This window comes from Frigoribacterium sp. Leaf164 (genome assembly GCF_001423665.1).
GTDB classification, from domain to species: domain Bacteria; phylum Actinomycetota; class Actinomycetes; order Actinomycetales; family Microbacteriaceae; genus Frigoribacterium; species Frigoribacterium endophyticum.
In genome coordinates this window covers 105,966-122,539 of the sequence record NZ_LMOX01000001.1, presented here as the reverse complement: position 1 = coordinate 122,539, position 16,574 = coordinate 105,966, and the positions used below count along the sequence as shown (strand labels likewise).

Sequence of the window (16,574 nt, the reverse complement as noted above, 5' to 3'; positions counted from 1 at the left end):
GCTCCCCGGCACGAGCAACCGGGTCGTCGACCGACGAGCCGAGCGACTCGGCGGCGGAGGGCCGGCCATGGGCAGAGCGACGGTCAGCGGCGTCGTGGCGATCGCCACCACGACCGTGGGAGGCGCGTTGGGCCTCGTCGTGCTCGCTCGCCTCGACCGCACGGCCGGCTCCGGAGCCGAGGCCGGCGGCGTCGCCACGGCGCTGACTCCCCTCACGACGACGGGCGCCGGGGCCGCCGCGAGCCCGGTCGCCGCCGTGCCGTCGGCCGCGGCGACGGCCGGTGCCGGCGTGGCCGCGGCCCCCGGTGCGGTCGACCGCACGGGCGCCGCGGGCACCTCCGTCGTCACCCCGCTGGCCGGCGGCGACTACGTCGGGGTGGCCCTGGCGCTGCTCGCGGCGGCCGTCGTGGTCGGCGGGCTCGTCGTGCTGCTCGTCGCCCTCGCGGACCGCGTGCTCGCCGACAGCCCGGACGGGTCGACGTTCGGCCGACGCCCGAGGTCCATGGCTCCGCGGGTGGCCTCGGCGGTCGGGGCGACGACCGGGGGCGCCGCACCGGCAGCCGCCCCGGCGGGCGACCCGCCAGGAACGCTGATCCACTCCCGAGTGGATCAGCCGCCTGCGCCGGCGACCCCGCAGCACGACTGACCCGTCGCGCGTCGGCTCACCCGTCCCGCCGCCGCTCGCCCGCCTCCCCGAGGCCGACCCGGGCGTCTAGGCTCCCGGGGTGCCCACCTCGCCGCGCCCCCGCCGTCACCGCGCGGTCCGCGCCGCGCTGCTGCTGCTCGCCTCCGCCGTCGTCGCCACGGCCGTCGCCGGGTGCGCGGCGAGCGCACCGCAGGCGCCTCCTCCCGGAGCGACCTTCGACTACCAGCTCGGTGCCGCCTACGACCCCCCGGCCGGCACCGACGTCGTCGTGCGCGACAGCACGGCCGAGCCCGCCGCCGGCGCCTACGGGGTCTGCCACGTGAACGCGTTCCAGACCCAGCCGGGCGTGGACTGGCCTGACGAGCTCCTCGTGCACCGCGCCTCCGGCGAGCTGCTCGTCGACCCCGGGTGGCCCGACGAGCACCTGTTCGACCTCGCCCGCCCCGAGACGAGGGCCACGGTCGCGGCGCGCATGACGGCCACGATCGAGGGCTGCGCCGACGACGGCTACGACGCCGTCGAGTTCGACAACCTCGACTCGTACAGCCGCTCGGAGGGCGCCTTCGGCCTCGACGACGCCGTCGCCTACGCGACGCTGCTCGTCGACCGGGCGCACGCCGTCGGGCTCGCCGCCGCACAGAAGAACACGGCCGAGCTGGAGTCGCGGGGCCGGGACGAGGTCGGCTTCGACTTCGCGGTCGTCGAGGAGTGCGACGCCTACGACGAGTGCCCCGCGTTCACCGAGGTGTACGGCGACCGGGTGCTCGCGGTCGAGTACTCGGACGAGCTGCGCGACACGTTCGCCGGCACCTGCGGCCGGGCGACGACGCCGGCGAGCACCGTCCTCCGCGACCGCGACCTCGTGGGCCCCGACGACCCCGGCTACGCGTTCGAGCGGTGCTGACGGGCGCCCGTCCGCTCACGCCTCGCGCGTGATCTCCACCGTGACGAAGAGCGACGACGCCCCCGACCCCGCGTAGACGCCGCGCAGCGGCGGCACGTCGCGGTAGTCGCGGCCCTGGCCGACGACCACGTGCCGCTCGCCGATGTCGATGAGGTTCGTCGGGTCGTAGCCGTGCCAGGTGCCGCAGAAGTACTCGACCCAGGCGTGCGACTCGCCCACGATCGTCTCGCGCAGCTCGGCCGAGGGCTTCGGGTGCAGGTACCCGCTCACGTAGCGGGCCGGGATGCCCGCCGAGCGGAGGGCCCCGATCGTCACGTGGGCGATGTCCTGGCAGACGCCGGCCCGGGCGGCCCAGCTCTCGGCGGCGGTGGTCTTCACGTTCGTGACCCCGGGCAGGTACGACACCGCGCCTCCCACGGCCCGGCAGATCGCGAGGGCCGCCTCGCACGGCGCCGCTGAGCCCCGCGCCTCGGCCGCGAGCGCGACGAGGTCGTCGGGCGGCGTCGTCAGCGGCGTCTGCTCGAGGTGCTCGACGAACGGGGCGGTGGCGCCCGCGACGCGCGCGAGGTCGTCCCAGCCCATGCTCGTGTCGGGGTGCGCGACGGGCCTGACCTCGACGAGCGACGTCGCGGTCAGCGACAGCTGCCGGTGCGGCAGCAGCACCTCGAACGACGAGACACGCGTGCCCCAGTAGTCGACGTACTCGTGCGAGGCCGCGACGGGCTCGATGCGCAGGTGCGACGAGAGCACGTACTGCCCCTCGGTGTGCGCCGGCAGCATGCGGGCCTCGTTGTAGCTGGCCACCGCCTCCCCGGCGTACGAGAACCCGGTCAGGTGCCGGATGCGCAGGCGGCTCACGCGCGCCCGCCGACCCAGGTCGGTGCCGCGCTGGTCGGGAAGTACCGCTGGCGGATCGCCTCGGAGGCCGCGCTCGTCGCCGCCTGCACGCTGTCCATGTGGCCGGGCAGGTCGTCGAGGATCTCGCCGATGGGCCGGTACTCGAGCTCGCTGCGCATCTGGCCGAGGATGCGCACCCCGCTGTCGGAGGCCGCCACCCGGTGGTTCGTCGGCTCGACCTCGCGGAGGCACATCTCGGCGCGGCTCACCGCGAAGAGGACGCTGCGCGGGAAGAGGCGGTCGAGCAGGAGGAACTCCGCCGCGTTGCGGGCGCTCGGCACGCCCCGGTAGGTGCGCAGGTACGCCTCGTAGGCGCCGCAGGAGCGGAGGATGGTCGTCCACGACGGGCCGGACGCCTCGGTCAGCGTGCGCGTCGCGAGCAGGCGGGCGGTCATGTCGGCCCGCTCGATCGACCGGCCGAGGGTGAAGAAGTGCCAGACCTCGTCGCGGCTCGTGGCGCTCTCGATGATGCCGACGGCGAGGGCGCTGCGCTCCCGCACCCAGCCGAAGAACTCGTGCACCTTGTCGCCGGCCACCTTGCGGGGCATGCGCGCCCTCGTGGTGTTCAGCGACTCCCACAGCTCGGTCGAGACGATCTCGCGGGCCCGTCGCGCGTTCTCGCGGGCGGCACCGAGCGAGTAGGCGATCGAGGCGGGGTTGTGCCGGTCGACGGCGAGCATCGCGAGCACGTCGGCGCGGGTCAGCGACACGTCGACGGGGGCCTCGCTGCCCATCACCGCGAGGAGGCTGCGGCAGGCGGCGTCCTCCTCGATCCACGGGTCCTCGAGCAGCAGCTGCAGGTGCACGTCGAGGATGCGCGCGGTGCCGTCGGAGCGTTCGATGTACCGACCGATCCAGAAGAGGCTCTCGGCGATGCGGCTCAGCATGATTCCCTCTCGGTGGTGGCGCGGTCGTCGTTCGGTCGCTGTCGGTGCCGCTGTCGGTGTTGCTGTCGCTGCTGCTGCTGCTGTTGCTGCTGGACGTGCTCCTGCTGCTGCTGGGCCTGCTGGTCGTTGCGGGGGTCGTCCTGCGGAGCGTGGTCGGGGCTGTGGTCGGCGACCGCCGGGGCGCCCGCCTCCGCGGCGGTCACGATCGGGATCGCGGCCGTGGGCGTCGTCTGCTCGGCGATGAGGGCGCTGACGTCGTGGCCGGCCCAGGCGTTGACGTCGCCGCCGACGATCCAGGTGTCCTTCGAGCCGCCGCCCTGGCTGCTGTTGACGACGAGCTGCCCCTCGGGCAGCGCGACCCGGGTGAGCCCGCCGGGCAGCACCCAGACGTCGTCGCCGTCGTGCACCGCGAAGGGCCGCAGGTCGGCGTGCCGGGGCCGCAGCCCCTCGTCGACGAGGGTCGGGATGGTGCTCAGCTGCACGACCGGCTGCGCGATCCAGCCGCGGGGGTCGCGCTGCAGGCGGGTGCGCAGCTCGTCGAGCTCGCGGCGGCTCGCGGCCGGGCCGACGACGAGGCCCTTGCCGCCCGAGCCGTCGACCGGCTTCACGACGAGCTCGTCGAGACGGTCGAGCACCTCCTCGAGGGCGCCCGGGTCCTCCAGCCGCCACGTGTCGACGTTCGGCAGCAGCGCCTCCTCGCCCAGGTAGTAGCGGATCAGCTCGGGCAGGTACGTGTAGACGAGCTTGTCGTCGGCGACGCCGTTGCCCACGGCGTTCGCGATGGTCACGGTGCCGAGGCGCGCCGCCATCAGCAGGCCCGGCGAGCCGAGCACCGAGTCGGCGCGGAACTGCAGCGGGTCGAGGAACTCGTCGTCGACCCGGCGGTAGATGACGTCGACCCGCTCGGGGCCGCCGGTGGTGCGCATGAACACGCGGCCGCCGGAGCAGTAGAGGTCGCGGCCCTCGACGAGCTCGACGCCCATCAGCCGGGCCAGCAGCGTGTGCTCGTAGTAGGCGCTGTTGAAGACGCCGGGGGTCAGCACGACCACCGTCGGCTCGTCGACGCCCGACGGTGCGCTCTTCTTCAGGGCCGCGAGGAGGCGGTTGGGGTAGTCGCCCACCGGCCGCACCCGCATCGAGACGAAGAGCTCGGGCAGGGTCTGTGCCATCACCCGCCGGTTCGAGATCACGTAGCTGACGCCGGACGGCACCCGCACGTTGTCCTCGAGGACGCGCCACGCGCCGGCCTCGTCGCGCACCAGGTCGATGCCGCTGACCTGGATGCGCGCGCCGCCCGACGGCTCGATGCCCGCGGCCTGCCGGTGGAAGTGCGACGACGAGGTGATCAGCCGCGCCGGGATGACCCCGTCGGCCACGGCCCGCTGCGCGCCGTACACGTCGGAGAGGAAGGCCTCGAGCGCCCGCACCCGCTGCGCGACGCCCTTCTCGACCGAGGCCCACTCGGGCTGCTCGATCACGCGCGGCACGGCGTCGAGGGGGAAGGGGCGCTCCTCGCCGGCGAAGTCGAAGGTGACGCCCTGGGCGAGGTACGAGTCGGCCAGCGCGGCGGTGCGGTGCCGCAGGTCGTCCTGCGTCATGCCCTCGAGCGTCGCGTGGATCTCGTGGTACGCCCGGCGCGGGGTGCCGTCGCGCTCGAACATCTCGTCCCAGGCGCGGGCGGGCGGCGTGCGGTCGGCGGCCTGCCGGGCCGCGGCCTGGCGGGCGCCCGAGCCGACCCCGAGGGCCCCGGCGGCGGCCCGCAGGCCCCCGCCGCGACGGCTGCCCGGGTCGGCCGTAGCCGCGTATCCGTCGAAGAGGTCTCCCATGGCTCGACGGTATCCACGGGGTGTTGCGGGGGTGTTTCCGCGGCGTTGCACGCGGGGACGAGCTCCCTGTGGGGGTGCCGAGCGAGCGGGCGGCGGCCCGGACGCCGTCGCGGCGGCCTCGGCCGCGCCGACCTCCGCCGCGCCGTCCCCCGCGCGGGGCTCCCCCGGTCTGGGCGCACCCGCTCTGGGGCTGCAGCGCCCGGGGCCGCACGACGTAGCGTCGCGGCGTGGACCAGATGACGATGACCGAGGCGCTCGCCTCTGCCTCCCAGCCCGACGAGCAGCGCCTCCTCCCGATCGGCGGCACGGCGTGGCCGCGTCACGACGCGATCGACCACTTCCTGCACCCGACGGGCTGACCGGAGCCTCCCCGCCGACGTGGGGGCGACTCCTCTCGGCCTCGACGCCGTCGCCGCTGGCCGCTGGCCGCACCCGGCGATCTCATGCTCGCGGGCGAGCCGATGCGCAGCCTCAGGGACTAGCGTCGGGACGAATCGCACATCGTTCCACTCGGGAGGACCCCATGAGTTTCCGTTTCCTGTTCATCGCCGTCATCGCCTTCGTCGCGTACACCTTCGGAGCCAAGGCCGGCCACGGCCGCTACAAGGAGATCGCGAGCTACTTCGGCTCGTTCTGGAACGACCCGCAGGTCAAGAAGGCCCGCAAGAGCGCCGGCAAGAACGTCGCCAAGGCCCGCAAGGTCGCCGCCAAGAAGGCGAAGAAGCGCTGGAGCTGAGCTCCGCAGACGTCCGCTGAGGGCGCCCCTGCGGGCGGCTCAGCGCGAGGACGCCCCGTCACGACCTGGTCGTGACGGGGCGTCCTGCCGTTCGGGGCGGGCTCAGTCGAGCAGGCCGGCGCTGTACTGCCAGAGCACGTCGGCGGCCTCGGGGTCGAGCGCGTACGCCTTGACGCCGACGCGCGGGCGGTCCTCGGAGAAGGGCAGCGCCTCCTCGACGTCCTCGAAGTAGCGGCCCCCGACGCCCTCGACGAGCGGCGACGCGGCGACCAGCACCGAGGTGGCGGCGCCCTGCTCCGGCGTCTTGAACGCCGGGTTCGGGGTGCCGTCGGCGTCGCGCCAGCCGCGGTCGAGGATCTCCTGCTCGGGCATGTGCCGCTGCAGGGCCGTCATGATGCCGCCCGGGTGCACGGCGTTGGCGAGCACGCCCTCGTCGGCCCAGCGCTGGGTGACGCCGACCGCGAAGAGCGAGTTGGCCGTCTTCGACTGGCCGTAGGCCGACCACGGGTCGTAGGGGCGGCGCTCGAACATCACGTCGTCGAAGACGACGGGCGAGTAGTGGTGGCCGGTCGAGCTGAGCGAGACGATGCGCGACGGGGCACCAGCGTCGTCCGCGCCGGCGACGAGGGCCGACTTGAGGGCGAGCGACAGGGCCATGTGGCCGAGGTGGTTGTTCGAGAACTGGAGCTCCCAGCCCTCGGGCGTGCGGGTCTCCGGCGTGGCCATGATGCCGGCGTTGTTCACGAGGGCGTGCAGCGGGCCCTGCCAGGCGTCGGCGAAGGCGGTGAGGGAGTCGCGGCGCTGCAGGTCGAGGACGGCGTGCCGCACCGTCTCGCTGCCGGTGCTGCGGCGGATGTCGGCCGCCGCCTCCTCGCCCTGCTCCGGGCGTCGGACGGCGAGGGTCACCTCGGCGCCGGCCCCGGCGAGGGCGCGCGCCGTCTCGAGGCCGAGGCCCGAGGCGCCGCCCGTGACGACGATGCGGCGGCCGGTGAGGTCGACGCCGTCGACCACCTCGGCGGCGGTCGTGGCGGCGGAGAACGGGGTGGTGAGACGTGTCATGCGGTGAACGGTAGCCCCGGGGTCTGTGGCTGGGGTCTGAGGCCGGGTCCGTGCTCGGCCCCTCGACGCCCGGGGGTCAGGCGGAGCGGCCGGCCCAGGCGTCGACCCGCTCGAGGACGCCGCGCTGGAGGTCGAGGGAGGCGCGCCAGTCGCCCGGGCGCCGGAGGCCGTGGTCGGCGCCGGGCACGGAGACGAGCTCGAGGCCGGAGGCGCCCAGGCCCTCCGGCCGCCACCAGGCGTCGACGTCACCCCCGACGGCCAGGTGCTCGGGGCCGACGGCGTCGAGCGCGGCCCGCACGGCCGGCTCGGTCGTCAGCGGGGTGAGCCACGCGCCCGGCAGCCCTTCCCGGAGCGCCCACGGCAGGCACCAGGTGCCGAGCGACTTGGCGACGACGTGGGCGGGCCCGGTGGCGCCGGAGGCGCGGGCCGCGTCGAGCGCGGAGCGCGCCTCGGCCGTGACGAACGCCTCCGGGGCGCCCTCGGCGGCGGCGTCGATCGTCCACGAGACGACCTGCACGTGCCAGCCCCGCTCGGCGAGCAGCGCGACGGACCAGGCGAGCACCGGCGCCTGCGCGGTGTAGCCGGCGCCGGGCAGCACGAGGGCGACCGGCGACGCCGCGTCGAGGCCGGCGGAGGCGGTGGTCGAGGTCACGGGCCGAGCCTAGGAGGCGGCGGGTGCCACGCGCTTCTCGAACCAGTGGTCGGCGTAGCGCTCGTCGTTGAACGGCGGCACCTCGACCCAGCCCTCGGCGCGGTAGAGGCGGATCGCCTCGACCAGCGTCGCGTTCGTGTCGAGCCGCAGCAGCGTGGTGCCGCGCTCGCCGGCCCGGCGCTCGAGGTCGCGCAGGAGGCGGCGGCCGAGCCCCGCTCCCCGCACCGTCGCCGAGACCCACACCCGCTTCACCTCGGCGGAGCCGTCGTCGTGCAGCTTGAGGGCACCGCAGCCGACGGGCTCGCCGCTCCGCGTCGCAAGCACGAAGAGGCCCTTCGGCGGCCGCATCGACGCCGCCGTGGTCGGCACGGCCGCGGCGGGGTCGTAGCCGACGTCGAAGCGGGCGTCGATCTCGGCGAGGTACTGCCCGAGGCACCAGACGGCCCTCGGGTCGTCGGGGTCGACCTCGGCGAGCTCGATCGCGGCGGGGTCGAGCACTGCGGGGTCGAGCGCTGCGGCGTCCGTGCCGTTGTCGGGAATCGTCATCCGGCGACCTCAGCCGGCCCGGCGGTCCTCGCGGTGGCGGGCGACGAGGGCTCGCCCGTAGATCACCGCCGCGACGTAGTGCCCGATCAGCCCGAGCAGCAGCACGAACGCACTGACCAGGATCATCACCTGGCCCGCGACGTCCAGGCCCTCCGAGCCCGCGACTCCTCGCCACTGGTCGACGGCCGCGTGGCCGACGAGCAGCATCAGCAGCCCGACGAAGATCAGGGCGGTGCGCACCTTGCCGACGCGCGTGACCGGGAAGGGCGCGCCGCCGAAGCGCACCAGCGCGTACAGGCTGAGCAGCACGTCGGGCAGCAGGATCAGCACGACGACGGGCCAGTTGAGCAGGTCGCCCAGCGCGAGCGAGACCATCACGACGATGACCGTCAGCCGGTCGGCCACGGGGTCGAGCCAGCGACCGAGCTCGGACGTCGCGCCGGTGCGCCGCGCGACGAACCCGTCGAGGAAGTCGGTGAAGAACACCACGGCGATCACCAGCAGCGACGACCAGTAGTGCGCGCCGACGACGAGCACGACGAAGACGGGCAGCAGCAGGAGGCGCACGGCCGTGATCGCGTTGGGCACGGTCCGCCACTCGTCGGTGCGGAACAGACGGTCGACGAGCTGCACGACGTCCTCTCGGGTCACGCTCCCGACGGGCTGCGGGGGCGCTCCGATCCTACGGGGCGCGCCGCGGCGAGTGGGCGGGCGAGCGCGGGAGGCGCGAGCCCCGGTCCGCGAGGAGCGCGGCGGCCAGCAGGGCGTGCTCCAGGATCGCTCCTCCACTTCGGAGTGGAACAGCCTCCCCCAGCGCCCCGCCCACCGCTCAGCGAAGGCGGCCGGTCGCCGTCCTCCCCGGCGGGCCGGCGCCGACCCGCCAGCGAGGACACGGACCCGCCGCACTGCCCCACCAGCGGCGGCTCAGTACCCGTAGTCCTGCAGGCTGCCGGGCGACGTGTCGCCGTAGAGGTACGCGTAGCAGAGCACGCTCCGGTCGCCCTGGCCCCAGCTCTGCTCGGTCGGCGTCAGGTAGAGGTACTCGACCTCCGACTCCTCCCACGGCAGCCCGATGAAGCCCTCGAAGGCGCCGTAGCAGAGGTCGTCCGCCTCGGCCGCGGTCTCCTCGTCGCCGGGGTACGCGTCCGCGTCGGTGAGCTCGTCCTGCAGGTAGACCTCGTTCTGGTGCTCCTCGTCGCACGAGCGGAGGTCGACCATCGAGACCTGCTCCGCCGTCGCGTCGGCGCCGCCGAACGAGAAGCAGTCGCCGACAGTGAGCTCCTCGATGCCGGTGTCGGGCACGGCGTCGGGGTCGATGCCCGGGTCCGACCCGGCCGCGACCTCGCTCGAAAGGGTGTCGATGCCGCTGAGGACCGCGGCGGAGACGCCCCCGAGCACGAGCACCGACGCGGCGATGATCCCGCCGATGAGCAGGCCGCGGTTCCGCGGCTTCGCGGGGGCGGCGGGCGCCCAGGCGCCGTAGGCGGGCGCGGCGCCGTAGCCGCCGGGCGCGCCGTAGGGCGCCGCCCCGGGGGCGGCCTGCGGCACGTACGCGTTCGGCGCGGCCTGGGCCACGCCCTGCCCGGCCCACGCCCCGGGCGGGGGCGTCAGCGGCTGCGCCGGCTGGGGGACGTACGGAGCGGGCGCCGGCGCCCCGAAGACGGCGGGGCTGGGGATCGCGGGAGGCGCGGCGGGGCGCTCCCGGGCGAACGGAGCGTCGGCCTCGGCCGGGCCCACCGCGTCGACCCAGCGCCAGACCGACGCGACGGCTGCGTCGGCGACGACCCGCGCCTCCGCGTCCAGGGGCACGGCGAGCGACTCGCGCGACCGCTGGTCGGGCGGGGTGACGCCCGAGGCGTCGGCGTAGAGGCCGGCGACGAACCACTCCCGGCCGTCGTCGGCGAGGTCGAGCCAGAGACGGTGGCCGAGCCGCAGGCGGAGGGCGGCACCCGGCGCGCGGGTGCCCGGGTACTCGCTCGCGACGTCGGTGAGCTCGAGACCGGAGAACTCGTGGCGGAGGAGCGCCGCGACGCGCTGGTGCGTCGGCGGCAGGTCGGCATCGGCCACGGTGGTCCCCTTCGGCGGCGTCGTCGGGGTCGACCGCCTGAGGGATCGTAACGCGCCGCGGGCTCGCGGCGCGCCGCCCCCTTCGCGGGACGCCCGGCCCCGCGGCGACCAGGGGTCGCAGCGAGGCCGGGCGTCGGGCCGAGCGAGGAGGCGCGGGTCAGTTCGAGACCGTCTCCAGCGTCGGGTAGTCGGTGTAGCCGGTGGCGCCCTCGGCGTAGAACGTGGCCGGGTTCGGCTCGTTCAGCTCGGTGTCGCCCTGCCAGCGCGCGACGAGGTCGGGGTTCGCGATGACCATGCGGCCGACCGCGACGGCGTCGGCGTGGCCGCCGCTGACGAGCTCCTCGGCCTCGGCCTTGTCGGTGACGACGCCGAAGCCGCTGTTGAGCACGACGGGGCCGCCGAAGCGGGCCCGGAGGTGCTGCACGAGCTCGCCGCGGGGCTCCGCGTGCAGCACGCTCAGGTAGGCGAGGCCGAGCGGCGCGACGCCGTCGAGCAGGGCCTCGTAGGTCGCGGTCACGTCGGCGAGGTCGGTCTCGGCGACGTCCTGGATGTTGTGCATGGGCGAGATGCGCATGCCGACACGGCCGGCGCCGATCGCCGCGGCGACGGCCGTGGCCGTCTCGACGCCGATACGGGCGCGGGCGGCGGGGCTTCCGCCGTACTCGTCGGTGCGCACGTTCGACACGGGCGAGAGGAACTCGTGCAGCAGGTAGCCGTTGGCGCTGTGCAGCTCGACGCCGTCGAGGCCGGCCTCGAGCACGGCGCGCTTCGACGCGGTGACGATGTCCTGCACGACCTGACGGACCTCCTCGGTGGTCAGCTCGTGCGGCACCGGGTAGGCCGACTTGCCGCTCGGCGTGTGGATCTCGCCGTCGATCGCGATGGCGCTCGGGCCGACGATGCGCTCGGTGCCGGTGACCTCGGTGTGCGAGACGCGGCCCGCGTGCATCACCTGCATGACGATCGTGCCGCCGGCGGCGTGCACCTCGTCGGCGACGCGCTTCCAGCCGGCGACCTGCTCGTCGGTGACGATGCCGGGCTGGCCGGTGTAGCCCTTGCCCTCCACGGTCGGGTAGGTGCCCTCGGTCACGATCAGGCCCACGGTCGCGCGCTGGCGGTAGTGCTCGACGATCAGGTCGCCGGGCACGTCGCCGGCGTCGGCGCGCATGCGGGTCAGGGGCGCCATGGTGACGCGGTTCGCGAGGGTGAGGTCGCCGAACGAGGCGGAGGAGAAGAGGTCCACGGAGGGTCCTTTCGTCGGGGATGAGGACGGGGCGCGACCGCGGGTGCGGCGCACGGAGGCAGCGGCGCCCGCGAGGGCAACCGGAGGTGCGGGGAGGGCATTCCACCGCGGCGGCGCGGCGGCGGGACTCCCAGGAGGAGCGCAGGTTCGGCCGCCTGCAGTCAGCGGCAGGAGCGGAGGCGCGTCAGGCGGAGGGGCATCGGAGGGGCGTCACGCGTCGAAGCCGGTGCGCACCGCGGCGATGTCGTCGCCGCCGTGGCCGCGGTCGGACGCGCGCCCGTAGAGGCCGGCCAGCGCCTCCAGCAGTCCGGTGTCGACGGGCGTGCCGTCGGCTGCCTCGCGCATGAGGTCGATGTCCTTGCGGATGCCGTCGAGGGCGAACTGCGCGGGGTACTCGCCGTCGATCATCGTCGCGCCCTTGACGTGCGCGTACTGGCTGTCGGACTGCCCGCCGGCGATGGCGTCGAGGAAGAGCCGGGGGTCGAGCCCGAGGGCCTGCGTCAGGGCGAGCGACTGCGCGGTCGCCGCCGTGATCGACGCGATCCAGGCGTTGGCGGCGAGCTTGAGCGCCGTGCCCTGGCCCACCTCGGTGCCGGCCACGACCGTCTTCGCGCCCACGGCGTCGAGCACGGGGGTCGCCCGGGCGACGAGGTCGGGGTCGCCGGCGGCGAGCATGACGAGCGCACCCGTCTCAGCGGGCTTCTTCGTGCCGAGCATCATCGCCTCGACGAGCGGCACGTCGAGCTCGCGGGCGAGGTCGACGACCTGGGCGGTGGCCGCGGTGCCGATCGTGCTGGCCTGGACCCAGAGGGGCGCGTCGGCGGAGTGCCGGGCCCGGCCGCCCTCGCGGAGCACGTCGAGCACCGCGGGGCCGTCGAACAGCACCGTCACGACGACGTCCGCGTCGGCGACGGCCTCGGCGACCGTGTCGGCCACGCGGGCCCCGTCGTCGGCGAGCGGCTCGGCCTTGGCCCGGGTGCGGTTCCAGACCGTCACGTCGAAGCCCTCGCGGAGCAGCGTCCTGGCGACGCCGCCGCCCATGATCCCGGTGCCGATGACTGCGACGTGCATGCCCTGGTGCTCCTTGCCGGCGGCCGTCGTGCGGCCGCGTCGATGTGCGGGGGCGGGCTGGTGCACCGCCGAGGTGCACCGTACGCCGGGCGGCTCGGGGCACGCCCGGGGCCGGGGGGGGCGGGTCGGCCGCCGCGGGGAGCCGCCCCGGCAGGGCGGATCAGTCGACCGCGTCCTCGCCCACCGGGTCACGGCGGATCGCCCGCCGCACGCGCTCGACGACGGAGGGGTTCGGCGGCTCGTTGTACGTGCCGGCGAGCTCCTGGCCGCTGAGGCGCGCGATGGCCGCCATCACCTCGTCGGTCGCCTGGCGCCGGGCGCGGCCCGACTTCGCCTCGCCGTGGTGCGACAGGTCGATCGGCTCGCCGAACTCGACGGTGAAGCGGGTGAGGCGCGGCAGGGTGGAGCCGACCGGCTGCAGCTCCTGCGTGCCGGTCAGGGCGACGGGCACGACGGGGGCGCCGCTCGTGAGGGCGAGCCAGGCGACGCCCGTGCGGCCCTTGTAGAGGCGGCCGTCGAGCGACCGGGTGCCCTCGGGGTAGATCGCGAAGGCGGCCTCCTGCGTCAGGCGCTCGAGCCCGAGGTCGAGGGCGTGCTGCGCGGCGGAGCCGGCGCCGCGCTCGACGCCGATGGCCCCGATGCCGGTGAAGAAGGAGCGGCGTAGCCGGCCCCGGAGGCCCGTGCCCGTGAAGTAGGCGTTCTTCGCGAGGAACGACACCTCCCGCGGGGCCATCAGCGTGATGACGACGCTGTCCATGAACGACAGGTGGTTGCTGGCGAGGATGACGGCGCCCCGCTTGGGCACGTTGCGGCGTCCGACGACGCGGGGTCGCCAGAGGAGGCGCACGAGGGGCGCGAGGACAGCCCGGCTGACGAAGGTGAGCACGCTCCAGGGTGCCCGACGCCGCATGCCCCGCCGGGCATGCTCCCCGGGCGTCGACGGGCCGTGCGCCGGCGGCGGGTGACGGCCGGAGGCGCGGCGGGCGAGGGGCGGGCGGGAGGCGCGGAGCCGGCGGACCACCCGCGGCGGGTACGGCGGGTGTCCTCCTTGTGACTGATTGCGCGCCTCCGACGGACCTGTCTAGGCTCGACCCGGGGATGCAGGTGCGCCGTGGGGGCGGACCGGGGGGACGACGATGACGCACGACACGCAGGAGCCGACGACTCGCGACGGGCAAGGGGCCGACGCGATCATCGCGCTGCCTGCCGGGCGTCTCCGGCGCGCGGCCTACGCCGTCGCGCCGGCGGTCTACCTCTACTTCGCGGCGGTGGCGTCCGCCGGGGCCGCGGGGGCGGCCCGGGCGGACTTCGTCGCGGCCGACGTCGCCGTCGTCCTCTACGGTCTCGCCGCGGCGGTCGCCGTCGCGCTGCTCGTCACGATGACGGTGATCCGCGTGCGGGTGCGACTCGGTCTGCCGCTGCTGCTGCAGCCGGTGCAGGCCCTGTACCTGAGCGCTCCCCTGGGCTGCGCCTTCCTGCTCTCGGCCGCGTACGTCTCCCGCCTCCACGGCGGCGGGTTCGCCGGCGGCTTCGAGGCGATGGTCGGGACGACCCTCGCGCTCGTGCTGCTCGCCCGACGCGTCTCCGAGCTCCAGCTCGGCTCCGCCGGCCCGGTCTCGGGGCCGATCCGGGTGCCCGTGCGGCCTGCACCGCAGGTCGTGCAGGTCGCCGAGGTCGACGATCTGCCGGTCATCGACGCTCGCCAGGCCCAGGGCTGACGACGACACCCACGGATCGCCCCGACCCACGAGGTCGGAGGCGATCAGACCGCGGGGGCTCGCCCTGGCCCGCCCCGGCGCGGCCGGTCGTCAGCGCCGGTCAACAGCGCCGGTCGTCAGCGCCAGTCGTCGGGCGGGACGTCGTCGACGTAGGGGTCGAAGGGCGGCTCGTCGTCGTACGGGTAGGGCTCGAGGTCGGGAGCGCCCCCGCTGGCCGGAGCCGCCGGTGTGGGGCGCGTCGCCGGGCGTGAGCGAGCGGGCGCGGCCCGCCGGGCCGCCCCGGGCGCCGTGGCGGGCTGGGCCTCGTCGGCCCCGCCCCCTCCCCCGCCGAAGCTCGGGCCGGAGCTCGCCGGGCCGCGCTCGGCCGCCGCGGCGGCGGCCTCCTCGGGCGAGACGCCGGCCACGACGTCGAGCACCTGCTGGCCGTAGGTGTCGAGCTTCTTCTGCCCGACGCCGCTGATGCCGGCGAGCTCGGTCATCGACGAGGGCCGGGCCGCGGCGACGCCGCGCAGGGTGACGTCACCGAAGACGACGTAGGCGGGCACGCCCTGGGCCTTCGCGACCCCGGCCCGCCACTGGCGCAGCGTCTCGAACAGCGGCACGTCGGCGGCGTCGAGGTCGGCGGCGCCGGCACCGGTGCGCGAGCCGCGCGACGAGCCGCCCGCCCCTCGGGTCGAGCGCGATCGGGGGGCCCGCTCGGGCTCCTTGCGGAGACGGACGGGCCGCGAGCCCGAGAGCACCTCGGCCGCGGCGTCGGTGATGAGCAGGGTGCCGTAGCCGTCGGGCGAGACGGCCAGCACGCCCTGGGCGAGCAGCTGGCGCACGACGCCGCGCCACTCGATCTCGGTCAGCTCGGTGCCGATGCCGAAGGTGCTGAGCTGCTCGTGGCGGTTCTGCGTGATGCGCGGCGTCGTCTTGCCGAGCAGGATGTCGATGACCTGGCCCGCGCCGAACTGCTGGTCGCGCTCGCGCTTGAGGCGCACGATCGTCGACAGGAGCTTCTGCGCCGGCACGGTGCCGTCGAGCGACTGCGGCGGGTTCAGGCAGGTGTCGCAGTTGTGGCACGGGGTGCTCGCCTGGCCGAAGTAGCCGAGCAGCTGCACGCGGCGGCACTCGACCGTCTCGCAGAGCGCGAGCATCGCGTCGAGGTGCGCGCTGAGCTTGCGGCGGTGCTCGGCGTCGCCCTCCGACTGGTCGATCATGCGGCGCTGCTGCATGACGTCCTGCAGGCCGTAGGCCAGCCACGCGGTGGAGGGCAGACCGTCTCGCCCGGCCCGCCCGGTCTCCTGGTAGTAGCCCTCGACCGACTTGGGCAGGTCGAGGTGGGCGACGAAGCGGACGTCGGGCTTGTCGATGCCCATGCCGAAGGCGATCGTGGCGACCATGACGATGCCGTCTTCACGGAGGAAGCGCGACTGGTTGCGGGCGCGCGTGCCCGCGTCGAGGCCCGCGTGGTAGGGCAGCGCGGCGATGCCCTGCTTCACCAGGAACTCGGCCGTGCTCTCGACCGACTTGCGCGAGAGGCAGTAGACGATGCCGGCGTCGCCGTCGTGCTCGGCGCGGATGAAGCGGAGCAGCTGCTGCTGCGGACCGTCTTTCGCCTCGATGCGGTACTGGATGTTGGGGCGGTCGAAGTCGGCCACGAAGTGCGCGGCGTCGTCGAGCTCGAGCCGCCGCGAGATCTCGCGGTGGGTGGTCTCGGTGGCGGTCGCGGTGAGGGCGATGCGCGGCACGTCGGGCCAGCGCTCGTGGAGCACCGACAGCTCGAGGTAGTCGGGGCGGAAGTCGTGGCCCCACTGCGCGACGCAGTGCGCCTCGTCGATCGCGAAGAGCGAGACCCGGCCGCGGTCGAGGAGCGACTTGGTGCTGTCGAGCTTCAGCCGCTCGGGCGCGAGGTACAGCATGTCGAGCTCGCCCGTGACGAAGGCCTGCTCGACGGCACGGCGCTGGTCGGGGTCTTGCGTGCTGTTGAGGAACGACGCCCGCACGCCCACGGCCTCGAGGGCGTCGACCTGGTCTTGCATCAGCGCGATCAGCGGCGAGACGACGACCCCGGTGCCGGGGCGCACGAGCGCGGGCACCTGGTAGCAGAGCGACTTGCCGCCGCCGGTCGGCATCAGCACGAGGGCGTCGCCGCCGCCGACGACCTGGTCGATGATCGCCGCCTGGTCGCCGCGGAAGGCGTCGTAGCCGAAGACCCGCTGCAGCACCTCGACGGGCGAGCCGGCCCGCGCGGAGGCGCCGGTCGCGCTGCCGGAGGCGTCGGTCGGGCTGCCGGTGGCGGGGGCTGCGGAGGAGGGGGGAGCGTCGGTCACCAGGCGA

Annotated in this window: 17 protein-coding genes; 5 read left to right on the top strand and 12 right to left on the bottom strand. The window is 75.1% G+C overall.

The window, feature by feature from the left end:
* Positions 1-67 precede the first annotated feature (67 nt).
* Complete coding sequence (locus ASF82_RS00540; RefSeq protein ID WP_156369864.1) at positions 68-646, top strand: hypothetical protein; 579 nt, start codon at positions 68-70, stop codon at positions 644-646.
* Positions 647-725: 79 nt separating this feature from the next.
* A complete protein-coding gene (locus ASF82_RS00535) occupies positions 726-1,550 on the top strand; it encodes an endo alpha-1,4 polygalactosaminidase (protein WP_082514127.1) in 825 nt (274 codons plus the stop codon).
* A gap of 15 nt (positions 1,551-1,565) precedes the next feature.
* On the opposite strand, the gene ASF82_RS00530 is transcribed toward ASF82_RS00535, so the two are convergent.
* The 3 genes from ASF82_RS00530 to ASF82_RS00520 are packed head-to-tail and all read right to left on the bottom strand — an operon-like array spanning position 1,566 to position 5,160.
* The gene (locus ASF82_RS00530; protein ID WP_056052028.1) at positions 1,566-2,408 is read right to left on the bottom strand and encodes a transglutaminase family protein; all 843 of its coding nucleotides are present in this window, start codon (positions 2,406-2,408) and stop codon (positions 1,566-1,568) included.
* A complete protein-coding gene (locus tag ASF82_RS00525; protein ID WP_056052026.1) occupies positions 2,405-3,334 on the bottom strand; it encodes an alpha-E domain-containing protein in 930 nt (309 codons plus the stop codon). The genes ASF82_RS00530 and ASF82_RS00525 overlap by 4 nt, the downstream gene beginning before the upstream one ends.
* Positions 3,328-5,160 (bottom strand): circularly permuted type 2 ATP-grasp protein, encoded by a 1,833-nt coding sequence (locus ASF82_RS00520; protein ID WP_082514124.1) that lies wholly within the window; start codon positions 5,158-5,160, stop codon positions 3,328-3,330. The genes ASF82_RS00525 and ASF82_RS00520 overlap by 7 nt, the downstream gene beginning before the upstream one ends.
* Positions 5,161-5,387: 227 nt before the next feature.
* Between ASF82_RS00520 and ASF82_RS16275 the strand changes: the two genes are divergently transcribed.
* The gene (locus ASF82_RS16275) at positions 5,388-5,519 is read left to right on the top strand and encodes a hypothetical protein (protein ID WP_255354126.1); all 132 of its coding nucleotides are present in this window, start codon (positions 5,388-5,390) and stop codon (positions 5,517-5,519) included.
* 164 nt (positions 5,520-5,683) lie between these two features.
* Entirely contained in the window at positions 5,684-5,896 is a 213-nt protein-coding gene (locus ASF82_RS00515) for a hypothetical protein (protein WP_056052024.1), read from the top strand.
* A 102-nt stretch (positions 5,897-5,998) separates the two neighbouring features.
* Here the strand turns inward: ASF82_RS00515 and ASF82_RS00510 are convergent, their stop codons facing one another.
* The 8 genes from ASF82_RS00510 to ASF82_RS00475 all read right to left on the bottom strand — a co-directional run bounded on the left by ASF82_RS00510 (position 5,999) and on the right by ASF82_RS00475 (position 13,444).
* Positions 5,999-6,955, bottom strand: a complete 957-nt coding sequence (locus ASF82_RS00510; protein ID WP_056052021.1) for an SDR family NAD(P)-dependent oxidoreductase — start codon at positions 6,953-6,955, stop codon at positions 5,999-6,001.
* Positions 6,956-7,031: 76 nt separating this feature from the next.
* Complete coding sequence (locus tag ASF82_RS00505; RefSeq protein WP_056052018.1) at positions 7,032-7,607, bottom strand: hypothetical protein; 576 nt, start codon at positions 7,605-7,607, stop codon at positions 7,032-7,034.
* A 9-nt stretch (positions 7,608-7,616) separates the two neighbouring features.
* On the bottom strand, positions 7,617-8,153 hold the full coding sequence (locus tag ASF82_RS00500; protein ID WP_056052017.1) for a GNAT family N-acetyltransferase: 537 nt from the start codon (positions 8,151-8,153) through the stop codon (positions 7,617-7,619).
* Between the two features lie 9 nt (positions 8,154-8,162).
* Positions 8,163-8,804, bottom strand: a complete 642-nt coding sequence (locus tag ASF82_RS00495; protein WP_056052014.1) for a CDP-alcohol phosphatidyltransferase family protein — start codon at positions 8,802-8,804, stop codon at positions 8,163-8,165.
* A 273-nt stretch (positions 8,805-9,077) separates the two neighbouring features.
* Entirely contained in the window at positions 9,078-10,220 is a 1,143-nt protein-coding gene (locus ASF82_RS00490) for a septum formation family protein (RefSeq protein WP_056052011.1), read from the bottom strand.
* A 157-nt stretch (positions 10,221-10,377) separates the two neighbouring features.
* Complete coding sequence (locus ASF82_RS00485; RefSeq protein WP_056052008.1) at positions 10,378-11,463, bottom strand: alkene reductase; 1,086 nt, start codon at positions 11,461-11,463, stop codon at positions 10,378-10,380.
* A gap of 210 nt (positions 11,464-11,673) precedes the next feature.
* Positions 11,674-12,600: an NAD(P)-dependent oxidoreductase gene (locus tag ASF82_RS00480; protein WP_255354125.1), complete on the bottom strand. Its 927-nt coding sequence runs from the start codon at positions 12,598-12,600 to the stop codon at positions 11,674-11,676.
* Between the two features lie 94 nt (positions 12,601-12,694).
* Positions 12,695-13,444 (bottom strand): 1-acyl-sn-glycerol-3-phosphate acyltransferase, encoded by a 750-nt coding sequence (locus ASF82_RS00475; protein WP_056052002.1) that lies wholly within the window; start codon positions 13,442-13,444, stop codon positions 12,695-12,697.
* 226 nt (positions 13,445-13,670) lie between these two features.
* On the opposite strand from ASF82_RS00475, the gene ASF82_RS00470 reads away from it, so the two are divergent.
* Positions 13,671-14,252 (top strand): hypothetical protein, encoded by a 582-nt coding sequence (locus ASF82_RS00470; RefSeq protein ID WP_056052000.1) that lies wholly within the window; start codon positions 13,671-13,673, stop codon positions 14,250-14,252.
* Between the two features lie 116 nt (positions 14,253-14,368).
* Here ASF82_RS00470 and recQ read toward each other — a convergent pair whose 3' ends face one another.
* Complete coding sequence (gene recQ, locus ASF82_RS00465; RefSeq protein WP_082514119.1) at positions 14,369-16,567, bottom strand: DNA helicase RecQ; 2,199 nt, start codon at positions 16,565-16,567, stop codon at positions 14,369-14,371.
* Between the last annotated feature and the right edge of the window lie 7 nt (positions 16,568-16,574).